14 protein-coding genes are annotated in these 14,357 nt (G+C 74.7%); 9 read left to right on the forward strand and 5 right to left on the reverse strand.

The genetic code is table 11. The features are described 5' to 3' along the window. Window positions 1-41 precede the first annotated feature (41 nt). Entirely contained in the window at window positions 42-611 is a 570-nt protein-coding gene (locus JOD46_RS06285) for a TetR/AcrR family transcriptional regulator (RefSeq protein WP_204392568.1), read from the forward strand. 69 nt (window positions 612-680) lie between these two features. Here JOD46_RS06285 and JOD46_RS06290 read toward each other — a convergent pair whose 3' ends face one another. Continuing rightward, a complete protein-coding gene (locus JOD46_RS06290; protein ID WP_239562614.1) occupies window positions 681-1,565 on the reverse strand; it encodes a LysR family transcriptional regulator in 885 nt (294 codons plus the stop codon). 131 nt (window positions 1,566-1,696) lie between these two features. Between JOD46_RS06290 and JOD46_RS06295 the strand changes: the two genes are divergently transcribed. Further along, on the forward strand, window positions 1,697-2,572 hold the full coding sequence (locus tag JOD46_RS06295; RefSeq protein WP_204392570.1) for an aldo/keto reductase: 876 nt from the start codon (window positions 1,697-1,699) through the stop codon (window positions 2,570-2,572). After that, window positions 2,569-3,501, forward strand: a complete 933-nt coding sequence (locus JOD46_RS06300) for an aldo/keto reductase (RefSeq protein ID WP_204392572.1) — start codon at window positions 2,569-2,571, stop codon at window positions 3,499-3,501. Before JOD46_RS06295 ends, JOD46_RS06300 begins: the two co-directional genes overlap by 4 nt. A gap of 65 nt (window positions 3,502-3,566) precedes the next feature. Here JOD46_RS06300 and JOD46_RS06305 read toward each other — a convergent pair whose 3' ends face one another. Next, a complete protein-coding gene (locus tag JOD46_RS06305) occupies window positions 3,567-4,871 on the reverse strand; it encodes a glycosyltransferase (RefSeq protein WP_204392574.1) in 1,305 nt (434 codons plus the stop codon). Between the two features lie 79 nt (window positions 4,872-4,950). On the opposite strand from JOD46_RS06305, the gene JOD46_RS06310 reads away from it, so the two are divergent. The 6 genes from JOD46_RS06310 to JOD46_RS06335 all read left to right on the forward strand — a co-directional run bounded on the left by JOD46_RS06310 (window position 4,951) and on the right by JOD46_RS06335 (window position 12,094). Next, window positions 4,951-5,598, forward strand: a complete 648-nt coding sequence (locus JOD46_RS06310) for a TetR/AcrR family transcriptional regulator (protein ID WP_204392576.1) — start codon at window positions 4,951-4,953, stop codon at window positions 5,596-5,598. A gap of 103 nt (window positions 5,599-5,701) precedes the next feature. Next, window positions 5,702-6,298, forward strand: a complete 597-nt coding sequence (locus JOD46_RS06315; protein ID WP_204392578.1) for a hypothetical protein — start codon at window positions 5,702-5,704, stop codon at window positions 6,296-6,298. 25 nt (window positions 6,299-6,323) lie between these two features. Beyond that, window positions 6,324-8,315, forward strand: a complete 1,992-nt coding sequence (locus tag JOD46_RS06320; RefSeq protein ID WP_204392580.1) for a sensor histidine kinase — start codon at window positions 6,324-6,326, stop codon at window positions 8,313-8,315. Continuing rightward, the gene (locus JOD46_RS06325) at window positions 8,312-10,423 is read left to right on the forward strand and encodes a sensor histidine kinase (RefSeq protein ID WP_204392581.1); all 2,112 of its coding nucleotides are present in this window, start codon (window positions 8,312-8,314) and stop codon (window positions 10,421-10,423) included. Before JOD46_RS06320 ends, JOD46_RS06325 begins: the two co-directional genes overlap by 4 nt. A gap of 95 nt (window positions 10,424-10,518) precedes the next feature. After that, window positions 10,519-11,190 carry a response regulator transcription factor gene (locus JOD46_RS06330; protein ID WP_204392583.1) on the forward strand — a complete coding sequence of 224 codons (672 nt, stop codon included), beginning with the start codon at window positions 10,519-10,521 and terminating at the stop codon, window positions 11,188-11,190. A 169-nt stretch (window positions 11,191-11,359) separates the two neighbouring features. Then, entirely contained in the window at window positions 11,360-12,094 is a 735-nt protein-coding gene (locus tag JOD46_RS06335; RefSeq protein ID WP_204392585.1) for a hypothetical protein, read from the forward strand. Window positions 12,095-12,146: 52 nt separating this feature from the next. On the opposite strand, the gene JOD46_RS06340 is transcribed toward JOD46_RS06335, so the two are convergent. The 3 genes from JOD46_RS06340 to JOD46_RS06350 form a co-directional block, all read right to left on the reverse strand. Next, on the reverse strand, window positions 12,147-13,106 hold the full coding sequence (locus JOD46_RS06340) for an NAD(P)/FAD-dependent oxidoreductase (protein WP_307834931.1): 960 nt from the start codon (window positions 13,104-13,106) through the stop codon (window positions 12,147-12,149). Beyond that, complete coding sequence (locus JOD46_RS06345) at window positions 13,103-13,873, reverse strand: VOC family protein (RefSeq protein ID WP_204392587.1); 771 nt, start codon at window positions 13,871-13,873, stop codon at window positions 13,103-13,105. Before JOD46_RS06345 ends, JOD46_RS06340 begins: the two co-directional genes overlap by 4 nt. Before the next feature lie 131 nt (window positions 13,874-14,004). Further along, a complete protein-coding gene (locus JOD46_RS06350) occupies window positions 14,005-14,349 on the reverse strand; it encodes a hypothetical protein (RefSeq protein ID WP_204392589.1) in 345 nt (114 codons plus the stop codon). Window positions 14,350-14,357: the final 8 nt, after the last annotated feature.

Genomic DNA, 14,357 nt, shown 5'->3' on the forward strand with positions numbered 1-14,357 from the left:
TAGGATAGCGGAGGCACCCTCCACTTCGCAAGTGAGGTGTGATGACCGACCCCGCGCTCAGCGCCCTGCTCGTCGCCCGGCGCCCGACGCGCGCCGACGCGCGCCGCAACTTCGACGCGCTCGTCGAGGCCGCCCGCGAGGCGTTCGCCGAGCACGGCGTCGACGCGTCGCTCGAGGACATCGCGCGACGAGCGGGCGTCGGCATCGGCACGCTCTACCGCAACTTCCCGACGCGCGACGCGCTCGTCGAGGCGGTCTATCTCGACGAGGTCGCCGGCGTCGCGGCGTTCGCCGACGGTCTGGGCGACCAGTCGCCGTTCGACGCGCTCGCCGCGTGGCTCCGCCGTTTCGCCGACTATGCCAGCCGCAAGCGCGTGCTGCTGGACGGCCTGAACCGCGACTCCGAACTCCTGCAGACGTGCCGCGTCGTCATGTACCAGGCGGGTGAGCCGCTGCTCCGGCGTGCGCAGGAGGCCGGCGAGGTGCGGGGCGACGTCGGCATCGATGATGTCGTGCGGCTCGTCGCGGGCGTCGCAGGGGTCGCGTTCCCGACGGCCGAGCAGCGCGAGCGCGTGGTCGCCCTCGCGCTCGACGGGCTTCGCGCGCGGTAGGTCCGGCGAAGGGGCTCCTCGGCGGCGTCGAGCGGAGCCGGGCGCGCTCGCGCCATCCGTGCTCGACCGCTAGGCGCTGGGCGCGAGCTCGGCGTCGAGCAGCTCGAGGAGCAGCGACGCCGAGGCGGCCGACGACTCGCCCGTGACGACCGAGACGACCCACTGCGGCGCGGTCGCGGGCAGGGGACGGACCACGAGCCCAGCCGCCTGCGGCTTCGCGGCGATGTGCTGCGGCACCAGGGCCACGCCGAGCCCGCGCTGCACGAGGTCGAGCAGCGTGTGCACGTCGTCGACCGTGCAGCGCACGCGACGGATGAGGCCGTGCGCGGCGCTCATCTCGTCGTTCAGCGAGCGCACGGCCCATGACGGCTGGAAGTCGACGAAGTCGGTCTCGCGCAGGTCGGCCCAGTCGATCGTGTCGACGGCGGCGAGCGGATGCTGCGGCGGGGCCAGCAGCACGACCGGGCGCCGGCCGAGCTCGGTCCGCGTCATCCGTGCGGGCATCTCGGTGCCGGCGACGAAGGCGAGGTCGATGGCGCCGTCGCGGACGCCCGTGATGAGGTCGTGCGAGCCGGCCTGCGTGAAGTCGAGGTCGACGAGCGGGTACCGGCGGTGGATGCGCTCGAGCAGCGCCGAGACGTCGACGAAGCCGAGGCACTGCTCGGCCCCGACGCGCAGGCTGCCCGAGAGCTCGTGCGTCGCCCGGAGCACCGCGTCGCGCGCGGCGCCGGCCTGCGCGAGCATGGTGCGGGCGTGGGGGAGGAGGGCGAGGCCGGCCTCGGTGGGCTCGACCCGGCGCGTGGTGCGGTTGAACAGCGTCGTGCCGAGCTCGTCCTCGAGGCTGCGGATGGCGGCCGAGAGGCCCGACTGCGAGACGCCGCAGATCGCGGCCGCGCGCGTGAACTGCTGCTCGTCGGCGAGCGTGACGAGGTACTCCATCTGCCGCAGGTCCATCCATGCAGTCTACTTCTGAATGGCATGACTGAAAGTCGTTGGACTTCTCAATCTCGTCTGCCTAGGGTCGAATGCGCACGCCGCGCCGGCATCCCGCCGACGCGAGCACACCCTCGAACGAGAGGAATCCCGTGCAGCAGCGAACCATCGGATCCCGCACCATCGGCGCCATCGGACTCGGCGGCATGCCCATGTCGATCGAGGGCCGCCCCGACGAGGCGCGCTCGATCGCGACGATCCACGCGGCGCTCGACGCCGGCGTCACCCTCATCGACACGGCCGACGCCTACCACCTCCACGCCGACGAGGTCGGCCACAACGAGGAGCTCATCGCCCGCGCCATCCGGTCGTACGGCGGCGACACCTCGGACGTGCTCGTCGCGACCAAGGGCGGCCACCTCCGCCCGGGCGACGGCTCGTGGACGCAGGACGGCCGCCCCGAGTACCTGAAGGAGGCGGCGAAGGCCTCGGCGAAGCGCCTCGGCGTCGAGGCGATCGGCCTCTACCAGTTCCACCGGCCCGACCCGCGCGTGCCGTACGCCGACTCGATCGGCGCCATCCGCGACCTGCTCGACGAGGGCGTCATCGAGCTCGCCGGCATCTCGAACGCGAACGTCGCGCAGATCGACGAGGCCAACGAGATCCTCGGCGGCCGGCTCGTGTCGGTGCAGAACCAGTTCTCGCCGGCGTTTCGATCGAGCCTCGACGAGCTCGAGCACTGCGCGAAGCTCGGCATCGCGTTCCTGCCGTGGTCGCCCCTCGGCGGCATCGCCCGAGCGGCGGCGGTCGGCGAGCGGCACGGCGCGTTCCAGCGCGTCGCCGACGCGCGCGGCGTGAGCCCCCAGCAGGTCGCCCTCGCGTGGGAGCTCGCGCTCGCCCCCGTCGTGATCCCGATCCCGGGGGCGTCGCGGCCCGAGAGCATCCTCGACTCGGTGCGCGCGGCCGAGCTCGAGCTCACCGCGGCCGAGCTCGACGAGCTCTCGGGCGCCGAGGAGCTCGCGGCATGAGGCGCGTCGCCCTCGGTACGTCAGGCCTCGACGCCCCGAACGTCGTGCTCGGGGTCATGCGCATCCAGGAGATGTCGGATGACGCGGTGCGCGAGCTCGTGCGCACGGCCCGCGACGCGGGGATCGACTTCTTCGACCACGCCGACATCTACGGCGACCCGCTGCACGGCTGCGAGCGCCGCTTCGCCGAGGCGCTGCGGCTGACGCCCTCGGAGCGCGACGAGATCACGATCCAGACCAAGTGCGGCATCGTGACGGAGCCCTGGGGCTTCGACTTCTCGTACGAGCACATCATCGAGTCGGTCGAGGGGTCGCTCCGCGCGCTCGACACCGACCGCATCGACGTCCTCCTGCTGCACCGGCCCGACGCGCTCGTCGAGCCCGACGAGGTCGCGCGGGCGTTCGACGAGCTCGCGGCATCCGGCAAGGTGCTGAAGTTCGGGGTCTCGAATCACACGCCGGGCCAGATCGAGCTGCTGAAGAAGTCCGTGTCGCAGCCGATCGTGGCGAACCAGGTGCAGCTCTCGATCACGCACTCGCCGATCGTGGCGCAGGGCCTCGCCGCCAACATGCAGGGCGTCGAGCAGTCGGCGAGCCTCGACCTCGGCATCGTCGACTACTGCCGCCTGCACGACATCACGATCCAGGCGTGGTCGCCGTTCCAGGCCGGGTTCTTCACGGGCGTGTTCCTCGACTCGCCCGAGTACCCCGAGCTCAATGCAGCCATCGACCGGCTCGCGGCGAAGTACGACGTGCCGCCGATCGCGATCGCGACCGCGTGGATCACGCGTCACCCCGCCGGCATGCAGGTCGTGCTCGGCACGACCACGCCCGAGCGCGTGGCCGGTGCGGCGCAGGGCTCCGACATCCCGCTGACGCGGTCGGAGTGGTACGAGCTGGTGCGGGCGGCAGGGTACCTCGTGCCCTGAGCCCGCTCCGACGACGGCGATCGGATGCCGCGGCGCATGTCCGCGGCATCCGGCGCCGTCGGGGTTCAGCGGCGTTCCTTCGATGCGGTGCGGCGGACCCCGGCGCCGTCGACGACCGCGGCGAGCTGCGGCAGGCCGCCGCTGCGCGACATCCGCTCGGCCATCGCGTGCGCCGCGCGGCGGTAGCGGTCGTCGCGCAGTACGGCGCGCACCGCGGTCCGGAGTGCCGTGGGCTTCGGCGACACCGCCGTGAAACGGCGGCCGACGCCCGACCACGCGATCCGCGCGCCGACCTCGGGCTTGTCCTCGACGCCGCCGCTCGCCACGATCGGCACGCCGTAGCGCAGGGCGTACTGCACGCCGCCGTACCCGGCGTTGGTGACGTAGACCGCCGTCTTGGGCAGCAGTTCGTCGTAGGGCAGGAACTCGGCGGCCCGCGCGTTCGCGGGGAGCGGCGGCAGCGTGTCGAGCGGGCGCCCGCCGGTGGCGACGACCACGAGCACGTCCTCGCCGGCCAGGGCCTCGAGGGTCGGGCCGACGAGCTGCGCGAAGTCCTTGTTCGCGATGGTGCCCTGCGTGACGTGCACCACCGGCCGCGAGCCGTCGAGGTCGTCCCACCAGTCGGGAAGCGGCGCCACGGAACCCGAGGCCGAGATCGGGCCGACGAAGTGAAGCGTGCCGGGCGCGTCGGAGCGCGGGTACTCGAACTCGGGCACGGTGAACTGCACGACCGCGTCGGCCCGAGCGGCCCAGTCCAGGAGCGGGCCGGGGATCGCCGTGCCGTGGAGCTCCCAGTGCATCTCGTCGGCCACGCGCTGCGCCGGGGCGAAGATGCGTCCGGCCAGGCCCGTGAGCACGGCGTTGCGGGCGCAGCCGAGCGGTCCGGCCAGGGGTGGGATGCCGAGGCCGAACGGCGCGGTGTCGCGGCTCGCGAGCGAGAGCGGCAGTACGCCGCACATGACGACGGCCGGGCGCGCGGCCCGCGCGTGCCCGAGAACCATCGACGCGCCGGTGAACGCGGGGTCGACGAGCAGCGCGTCGGCCGGCTCGGCGGCGTGCGCGGCCATCACGGCGTCGTGCTGCGCCCTCGACGGGCGCGTGAAGAGCTCGATGATGTCGAAGGCGAGCGACTTCGGTCCGCTCAGCTCGGCGCGCTCGGGGAACCGCACGTTCAGGTCGATGCGGTCGTCGTAGTCGGCGATGGCGGGGAGCGGGAGGTGCTCGGCGCCCGTGGCGCGCACCGCCTCGGCGAAGCGCGAGCCGGTGAGGAACCGCACGCGGTCGCCGCGTTCGACGAAGTGGCGCGCCACGGCGAGCAGCGGCGTCACGTGCCCGTGGATCGGGACGGTCGCGATGAGGATGGAGGACATGGGGCGTCGGCCTTTCGGTGGTATGCGGTACAATCGAATTACACGACGCAGTATTCACTACTATGAGACCGGAGTCAATATGTCCTCGACCGAGACCGCCACTCGCTCGTACCGCTCCGAGCTGCGGGAACGACAGGCGGCCGAGACCCGACTGCGGATCATCGCCGCCGCCGCCGAGCTGTTCAGCGAGCTCGGCTACGCCGGCACGACGCTCGCGAAGGTCGCGAAGCGTGCGCACGTCTCCGTCGAGACCGTGCAGAAGAGCGGCCCGAAGTCCGCGCTCATCCGTGCCGCGGTCGAGGTCACGTCATTCGGCGTCGAAGGCGATCGGGACGTGCGCGAGCTGGAGGCCGGCAAGGCCTTCCTCACCCTCACCGACCCCGAGCAGTTCCCGCCCCTCGCGGCGGCTACCATGCGAGCCGTCAACTCGGGCTCGGCCGGGCCGTGGATGGCGCTCGCCGGAGCCGCGCACAGCGATCCGGAACTGCGGGCCGCCCACGTCGAGTTCCTGCGCGCCATCCGTCGGCAGAACGAACGCGTGCTCGGCCTCTTCCGCGATCGGGGCTGGCTGCGCGACGACCTCCCGTTCGACGAGATCGTCGACCGGTGGACGGTGCTCTCCTCCGTCGACACCTACCATCGCCTCACCGCGTACGAGGGCCGCACGCTCGACGAGTACACGGCCTGGCTCGAGCGCATGGTCGCGGACACGATGATGGCGCGCTGAGCGCGGCGGATCCGCCGGCCCCGGACGAACTCGGGACGCTCGCCCCTGTGCGACGGGACGCTGGGCCGTGGAGGCTCGAGACGACCCGACCCGAGGAGATGCCGTGAGCCGCCCCCCGCACCCGACGACCGACCGCCCCCGCTCCGCGCCGCGTCAGTCGATGCCGGCCGCGATCGCCTCGCTCTGCGGACTCGCCGTCGCGCTCGCCGGCTGCGCGGTCACCGCGAGCGCCGGGCCAAGCGGCGGCGGCGTCCTCCCGGCGACGGCAACGCCGACCTCGCCGCCCCCGACCGACACCCCGCTGCCCGACCCGCCCGGCGGCGACGCCGCGCGCGAACTCGACCCGCGCTGCGCGGCGCAGTTCCCCGACACCGCGACGATCCTCGACGAAACCGACCTCGCCCTCAGGCCGCCGGACTGGCCGGCCGTTCCCGGCTGGGCCGTCCTCTGCGCGACGGAATTCGAGAACGCGACCACGCAGGTCGCCTGGTACGCGACGGACCCGGGCATCAGCCGAGCCGAGGTGTACCGGACGTACGAGCACGGCATGCTCGAGGCGGGCGGGATCGCCGGGCGCGCCGAGATCGCGGAGGGCGAGATCTCGACCGGGGTCTTCCCGCCCGACCACTCCTTCTGGATCCTCGCCACGCGCGACCGCTACCGGATCACGTGGTCGCTCGACGGGCAGTACGCCGATTGAGCGGCCCGCCCGGGATACTGAACACGTGACGAGCCCGACCCCGGCCGTCGACGACGAGCCCCGCGAGGCGCCGTCGGCGCGGCCGGCCGGCCGGATGGCCGGAACGCGCGCACGCCCCGCGACGCGCTGGGGCGGCGCGCTCGTCGTCGCGCTCGCATGGGCGCCGGCCACCGCGGCGGCCGCCGTGCTGAGCGCGGGCGACCCGGACTGGGCGCGTCCGCTGCGCGTGATCGTGACCGCCCTCGTCTGGGCGCCCGTCGCGGTCATGGCGTGGGCGAGCGGATGGCGCGCCGTCGCCGTCATCCTCGGTGCGCTCGCGGTCAACAGCGGATGGCTCGCCCTGCTCGTCGCGCTCCGCGGGACGGCGGCCGTGGATGCCGAGCCGCTCGCCGACGCGCTGCACGCGGTGCTCGTGTGGCCGCGCGTGCCCGAGGTGGCCGCGCTCGCGGTGCTGCCCTGGCTGCTCGTCCGACGGAGGAGCCGTGGCCGTCGCGCGGGCCTGCTCGCGGGCATCGCGACCGTGCTGCTCGACGCGGGGTTCGCGACCGCCGTCGCGGTCTCCGGCCGGCCGCTCGGGCCGCTCGTGCTCGTGACGCTCGTCGCCTCGATCGTGCTCTTCGCTGCGGGCGCGGTCGCGCTCGCCGTGGAATGGCACCGCGACACCGGGCCGCGCCGCGCGGCGCTGTCGTGGCTCGGGCTGGGCGGCGCCCTGCTGACCCTCTCGTACCTGCCGATCGCGATCGCGATGCCGGCGGCCGTCACGGCGCTCGGGCACGCCGCGTTCGTGTTCGCGAGCGGCATCCTGCCCACCGCGATCCTCGCGATCGTGCTCGGCGACCGCCCCGACCACGCGAGCCGCCGCCGGTTCGCCGGAGTGGTGCGCGTGCAGGGGGTCGTCGTCGCGGTGGCCCTCTTCCTCGTCGCGTTCGAGACCGCCGCGCTCGCCGGTGCCGACCGCACCGTGGCGGGCGCGTTCGCCGCGGGAACGCTCGCGCTCGCCTTCGCCCCCGTCGACCGGATGCTGCGGCGACGCACCGATGCGCTCGTCGGCGCCGCCGACGTCGACGCCCGATCGCTCCTGAACCGGCTCGGCGAGCACCTGACCGAGGCGCCCGACCCCGCGGCAGGCCTCGGCACGCTCGCCGAGGCGCTGCGCGCCACCTGGTCGCTCGACTCCGTCGCGATCAGGCCCACGTCGGGTGGCGCGGGGGCCACCGCGGGCCACCGGGGCGAAGTGGGCGTCACGGTCGCGCTGCATGCCGGCGGGCGCGAGGTGGGCCACGTGGAGGCGACCGGTCCGGACGGCGCGGCGCTGCGCCGCTCGGTCGCCCCCGCGCTCGAGGAGATCTCGGGCCTCATCGCCGTCGCCGTGCTGCTCGCCGACCGCAACGACGAGGTCGCCGAGACGCGCCGGCGCGTGCTCGGCGTGCGACAGGAGGAGCGTCGCCTGCTGCACCGCGAGCTCGCCGACGAGCTCGCGCCGGCCATCGCGGGGCTCGGGTACGGCATCGCCGCCGCCCGACGCCTGGTGCGCACGGCGCCGCCGGCCGCCGCGGACGCGGTCGCCGTGCTGCGTGTCGACGTCGCGGCGCGCGCCGAGGACGTGCGGCGCCTCGCGCGCACGCTCCTGCCGACCGCGCTCGACGAGGGCGACCTCGACGGCGCGCTGCGCGAGCTCGCGCAGCGCACCGGCGGCGACGAGCGCGTGCGCGTGCGCTCGACCGGCGGCGACGTGCTCGAGGCGCGGATCCAGCTCGCCGTGTACCTGCTCGCCGCCGAGGCGGTGCTGGCTCACCGCCGGCCGCACGAGCTCGGCCGCATCGAGCTCGACGTGGGGATCGGCGAGCACGAGGTGCGGCTCGGCGTGCGTCTCACCGGCGGCGACCCCGCCGACGCTGAGCGCCTGCGCCTGCTCGTCGAGCGGCGAGCCACCGAGCTCGGCGCGACCGTGCACGCCGCGGACTCCGGCACGGGCGACGGCGCCGGGGCGCGCGTCGAGGTGGTGATGGCGCGATGACGCGCGGTGCGCACGTGCGGCGCGTCGCCGCGGCATCCGTCTGGGCCGTCTCCTGGGCGTTCGCGATCGCGTCGCTCGCGATCGCGTGGCGCTTCGACCTGCCCGCCGAACCGCTGCCCGGCGTCTTCCTCTCGCCGGCGCCCGTCGACATGCGGTCGCGGTTCGACGACATCGGCGTGGCCGTCGCGCTCGTGTACGGGCCGGTCAGCGCCCTCATCCTCGCCCGGCGCCCGCATCCCGTGGCGGTCATCCTCGCGGTGCACGCGATCGGCTCGGGCCTCGCGGCGTTCGGCGTGCAGTACGGCCTGCTCGGCGCCGAGGTGCCGGGGTTGCCGGCGTGGGGGCTCTTCGCGTTCGCCGCCGGCTGGGGGTTCGTGCCCGGCACGTTCATGACCGCCGCGCTCCCGCTGCTCGTGCGGCGCGACCGCGCGCCGGCCTGGCAGCTCGCGGTCGTCGTGCTGACCGCGGTGATCGCGGGCTCGGCGTTCGTGCTGAGCCTCACGCAGCAGAGCGTGCCCGAGCCGCACAACCCGTTCGCGATCGATGTGGCCGCCTACCAGGCCGTCGCACCCGAGATCTACACGCTCCTCTCGTTCGCGGCGGTCGCGATCTCGGTGCTCTCGTGCGGGGTGCTCGCGGTCCGCTGGGGCCGGGCCTCATCGCGCGCTCGGTCGGGCGTGGCGTGGCTCACCCTCGGCCACGTGTTCCTCACGCTCAGCTACCTCGTGCTCGTGCTGCCCGACGGACTCGAGCTGCCGCCGGGGGCCATCGCCTTCGGCATGGTCGCGCCCGTGCTCGGCCAGGTGCTCTACCCGGCCGCGATCCTCGTCACCGTGCTCGGCCAGCGGCTCTGGGGCGTCGAGCTCGTCGTCAGCCGGCTCGTGCTCTGGGCGCTGCTCACCGCGAGCGGTGTGCTGCTCTACCTCGGCCTCGTCGCAGTGCTGCCGGCCGTCCTCACCGGCGGGCTCGACGGCGGCCTGGTGCTGCTCGCACCGGTCCTCATCGCGATCGCCGCCCAGCCGCTGCGCGACTGGCTGCAGCGCCGCATCGACGCGCTCGTCTACGGCGAGGGCGCCGACCCGGCCGTGCTGCTCGCCCGCCTCGGCGACCGGATCGGCGAACTCGAGCCCGGCGCCGCCGGCCTCGCGCAGGTGTGCGAGGCGCTCCGCCGCGCGCTGCGGCTCGGCGAGGTCGCGATCGCGTCGGCGACGACGCCCGCGCTCACCGCGGCGGCCGGCTCGGCGACGGGCGAACGCGTCGCGCTCACCCTCGTCGCGGGCGGCCGGCGCATCGGCGAGCTCGCCGCGCGGCCGCGCGACGGCCAGCGCTTCGACGGGCGCACGCGGCGTCTGCTCGGCGACCTCACCGGGCCGGTCGCCGCGACGCTCCAGCTCGTCGAGTCGCAGCTCGTGCTCGAGGAGGCGCGCCGCGAGCTCGTCGTGCGCCGCGGGGCCGAGCGTCGCGCCATCCGACGCGAACTGCATGACGGCATCGGCCCCTCGCTCGCCGGCGTCGGCTTCGGCCTCGCCGCCGCCGAGAACCTGCTCGCGAACGGTCCCGGCGCCGCGCGCGACGACGCCCAGCGCGACGACGCCCAGCGCGCCGAGGCGCTGCTCGCCGAGCTCGGCGACGAGCTCACGCGGCGGGTGCGCGACGTCCGCTCGCTCGCCGACGCCGTCTCGCCGTCGCCGCTCGAGGGCGCCCTGCTCGCCGACGCGCTCGCCGACCTCGCGCGCCGGTTCGAGACAGCGGGCCGACGCATCCGCGTGCACGTCGAGGGGTCGCGCCCGCTGCCGCGCGCGCTCGAGGACGCGGTCTACCTCGTCGCGGCCGAGGCGCTGGCCAATGCGGCGAGGCACGCCGGCGCCCACCTCGTCGACCTCGACGTCGCCGTCGACGACGGCGCGGTCGTGCTGCGCGTCGCCGACGACGGCCGCGGCATCGACCCGGGCGCCACCCGCGGGATCGGACTGCGCTCCATACGCGAGCGCGCGCACGAGCTCGGCGGCGCCCTCGCGATCGACACGGGCCGGTCCGGCACCGTCGTGACGGCGCGGCTGCCGCTCGAAGCCGCCGCTGCCGCGCCGATCGAGGACGCGCGCCGATGACGGCCGGGACGCCGGGACCGGCAGGCTCGGACCATCCGGCCGACCATCGCCCGGATGCCACACTGGATCGCGGGACGCCCACGAACGGAGCAGCGATGGACGCGCAGCGCACGATCACCGTCGCGGTGGTCGACGACCACCCGCTCTTCCGGCGCGGCATCATCTCGCTGCTCGAGACCCTCGACCACGTCGAGGTCGCGGGCGACGCCGCGACCGTCGACGAGGCGCTCGACCTCGTCGATGCGCGACGGCCCGACGTCGTGCTCATGGACCTCGACCTCGGCACCGGGTCGGGCATCGACGCGACCCGGTCGATCACCCGGCGCCATCCCGAGATCGCGGTGCTCGTGCTCACGATGCTCGGCGACGACCACTCGCTCTTCGCCGCGATGCGCGCGGGCGCACGCGGCTACCTGCTCAAGGTCGCCTCGCCGCGCGAGGTCGAGCGCGCCATCCACGCCGTCGCCGACGGCGAGGTGCTCTTCGGTGCGGATGTCGCGGCGCGCGCCGTCGCGGTGCTCGGCGGCACGGCGCCCGAGTCGGCGTCGCGCCCGTTCCCCGAGCTCACCGAACGTGAGACCGAGGTGCTCGAGCTCGTCGCGCGCGGCCTTGACAACGGCTCGATCGCGCGCACGCTCGTGCTCACGAGCAAGACCGTGCGCAACTACGTGTATGGGATCCTCACCAAGCTCGGAGCGCCCGATCGCAGCGCGCTCATCGTGATGGCGCGCGATGCCGGGTTCGGAGCCTCGACGACCACGTCCTGAGCGGCGGCGCGGCGGCGCCGGGCACGTCGCGTCCCGGTCGCGCGTCCCACCCGGGTCGAGGACATCCGCACCTGTGCCCCGGGCCGTCGGGCCGTCGAGCCTGAGACGGTGCCGCGACCGCGGCACGCGCCGCCCCGCGCGGCGCTCGCTGAACGAAACGAGTCCCCGCATGTCCTCCTCACCCATCGACGCCGCCCTCACGGCCGGCCCGGCGGCCGACGCCGTCGCCCGTCCCGCCCGCTTCCGCGGCTGGCCGCTCTGGGGCGCCCTCGCGGGCGTCGCGGGCTTCATCGGCACCGTGCTGACCGATCTCCGGCCCGAGGGCGAGCTCGCCGCCGTCGAGCAGGGCGAGCGGTACACGGTCACCGCTGCCGACATGGTCCAGCTCGACCCCACGCTCGCCCGGTACGGCTACGTCGCCGGCGTCGTGGCGATCGTCGCACTGCTCGTCTTCCAGGCGGCGTGGCGCCGCCACGTCGAGACCGCCTTCACCCGGTCGACCGCCGCGCGCGCGGTCAGCGGCGGCCTGATCGCGACGATCGCCGGCCTGATCCTCGGCTACGGGTGGCGCGGCGGGCTCGCGAACTACCTGGGGCCGGAGTCGGACAGCTACGACCCGAACGGCCGCTTCGTGTACTACATGCTCACCGACTTCGGCGCCTACATGCCCTGGCTGGGGGTCGTCGCCGCGGCCGGCGGTCTCGCCTGGATGGCGTTCGTCGAGCGCAACGTCTCACGGGTCCTCGGCGCCGTCTCCGCGCTCGCGGCGGTCCTCACGCTCGGCGCCGTCATCGTGAGCGGTGTCCCCGGCCTGCCGGGCGGCACCATGCCGCTCTGGCTCGCGATCGCGGGCGTCTGGCTCGCGGTCGGTCGCAGCCGCATCACGCGGTCGCCGCTCGCCTGAGCCCGACCCCACGAGCGGCGGCGCGACGAGCGGCGGCGCGTCGTGCCACCGCTCAGCCGGCGGCGGCCACCGCCGCGCGGATGTCCTCGTCGATGAGGTCGGCGTTGATCGCGGTGCCGGCCGCGTTGCCCGCCGCCATCGACATCGGCACGGTCGCCCGGGCGGTGATCACGTTGCCCGCGGCCCAGAGCCCGCGCACGCTCGTGCGTCCGTCCTCGTCGGCGATCACCCACTCGACGCCGTCGCTGCGCATGCGCCGGGCGCCGAGCTGCCGCAGCACGGCGTCGTTCGGCTCGGGGCGCGGTGCGACGAAGATCGCGTCGACCTCGCGTTCGGTGCCATCGTCGTAGCGGATGGCGCGGAGCGCGCCGCCGTCGCCGGAGACGACCTCGGCCACCGCGCGCTCCTCGAGCTCGATGCCGCGCGCCTCCAGCGCGGTCCGCGCCGCCGGCGGGAGCGCGATGCCCGCGACGTGGAAGACGACCTCGGGCGAGAGCTGCCGGAGCAGCTGCGCTTGGTGCGCGTTCGCCGCCGTGGTCGGGACCACGGCGATGCGACGGTCGCGCACCTCCCAGCCGTCGCAGTAGGGGCAGGACACCACGCCCGAGCCCCACTGCGCGGCGAGCCCGGGCACGTCGGGCAGCCGGTCGGCGAGGCCCGTGGCCACGAGCAGGCGCCGGGCGGTGTGCCGCTCGCCCGACTCGAGCTCGACCTCGAACGCGGGCTCGTCGGCATCGAGGACCGCCGCGGAGGCGACCGACGCGGACTCGATCGCGACGCCGTCGTAGCGCGTGAGCTCGGCGCGGCCCGCGGCGAGCAGGTCGAGGGGCGACGTGTGGTCGCGGCCGAGCACGCCGTGCATGTGGCCCGCGACGCGATTGCGCGGCTCGCCGCCGTCGACGACGAGCACGCGCCGACGCGAGCGGCCGAGCATGAGCGCGGCACTCAGGCCCGCGCTGCCGCCGCCCACGATGACGACGTCCCACTCGGAGCCGGGCACGCCGGCGCTCACGCCGACGGCTCCGACGCCACGACGAAGTACGCCCCGGTCGGGTCGCTCAGGCCGGCTCGGCGGCCGGACGGGAGGTCCCACGGCGGGACCACGAGCGTCGCGCCCGCGGCGACCGCGCGCTCGACCGCCCGCTCGACATCCTCGACGCCGAACGCGACGCTCCACGAGGGCGGCAAGTCGGGCCCGAGCAGCTCCTTCGCATCGAGGATCCCCGCGTAGGTGCGGTGCGCATGGATGTAGGCGCCGTAGCGGGGCTCGCCCTCGCCGCGGTCGATGCTCCAGTGGAACGCGTGCGCGTAGAACCGCTCGGCGGCATCGAAGTCGCTCGCCGCGAGTTCGAACCAGGTCGCCGTGTCGAGCTCGCCGAACGCGTCGAAGCCGGCGAGGCCGCCCGGCTGCCAGTAGCCGACGACCGCGCCCGTGGCGTCGATCGCGAGACCCATGACGCCCATCTCGGGGATGTCGATCGGCTCGAAGAGCACCGTGCCGCCGGCCTCCGCGACGCGCTCGCTCGTGGCGGCGGCGTTGTAGGTCAGCAGGTACACGGTCCAGTGCGGCGGAGCCGGGTCGGACTCCTGCCGGAGCGCGGCCCCCGCGACCCGCTCGTCGCCGTGCCGGAACGTGACGTAGCCGCCGTACCGTTCGTCGCCGCGCTCGGCCGTCCAGCCGAAGAGCGACTCGTAGAACGCGACCGTGCGGTCGAGGTCGGTGGTGGACACGTCGACCCAGGCCGGCGCACCGGCGACGAGGTCATCGGATCCGGGCATGTGCGCCTCCTGTCGGGTGCGGCCGGCGTCGGCGGCCATCGGGAACGGATGTCGCCGAGCGCGATGCTAACACCGCTGCACGCGGCTCGGCAGGACCCCGACCCGGGCGCGCGCGACCCGCGGGCGCGCGGTCAGGCCGGCCCCGCGGCATCCGCACCCGGGGTGATCGCATCGACGAAGGCGAACGCCTCGTCGGCGACCTCGCGCCATCGATCGGCGCCCGCATCGAGCGGCACCACGGCCCACTCGGCCATCGGCCGACCCCGCATGACCATGTTCTCGAGGCCCAGCTCGCCGATGCGGTCGCGATCGAGCTTGACCACGAGATCGCCGAGGTGCGAGGTGAACGCGAAGTACTTGCCGCGGATCGACAACCCGTCGGAGCCGAACATGCGGCCGAACCCCACGCCCTCGCGCTCGAGGAAGCTCGGCGCGATCTCGTCGAGCAGCACGCGGCCGCGTTCCCGATCGTCCATGTGCCGAC

Source organism: Agromyces aurantiacus, assembly GCF_016907355.1.
Classification (GTDB): Bacteria; Actinomycetota; Actinomycetes; order Actinomycetales; family Microbacteriaceae; genus Agromyces; species Agromyces aurantiacus.

Coding starts and splice junctions, on each gene's coding strand:
- JOD46_RS06285 (WP_204392568.1), top strand. CDS start 42: ATGACCGACCCCGCGCTCAGCGCCCTGCTCGTCGCCCGGCGCCCGACG.
- JOD46_RS06290 (WP_239562614.1), bottom strand. CDS start 1,565: ATGGACCTGCGGCAGATGGAGTACCTCGTCACGCTCGCCGACGAGCAG.
- JOD46_RS06300 (WP_204392572.1), top strand. CDS start 2,569: ATGAGGCGCGTCGCCCTCGGTACGTCAGGCCTCGACGCCCCGAACGTC.
- JOD46_RS06305 (WP_204392574.1), bottom strand. CDS start 4,871: ATGTCCTCCATCCTCATCGCGACCGTCCCGATCCACGGGCACGTGACG.
- JOD46_RS06310 (WP_204392576.1), top strand. CDS start 4,951: ATGTCCTCGACCGAGACCGCCACTCGCTCGTACCGCTCCGAGCTGCGG.
- JOD46_RS06325 (WP_204392581.1), top strand. CDS start 8,312: ATGACGCGCGGTGCGCACGTGCGGCGCGTCGCCGCGGCATCCGTCTGG.
- JOD46_RS06330 (WP_204392583.1), top strand. CDS start 10,519: ATGGACGCGCAGCGCACGATCACCGTCGCGGTGGTCGACGACCACCCG.
- JOD46_RS06335 (WP_204392585.1), top strand. CDS start 11,360: ATGTCCTCCTCACCCATCGACGCCGCCCTCACGGCCGGCCCGGCGGCC.
- JOD46_RS06345 (WP_204392587.1), bottom strand. CDS start 13,873: ATGCCCGGATCCGATGACCTCGTCGCCGGTGCGCCGGCCTGGGTCGAC.
- JOD46_RS06350 (WP_204392589.1), bottom strand. CDS start 14,349: ATGGACGATCGGGAACGCGGCCGCGTGCTGCTCGACGAGATCGCGCCG.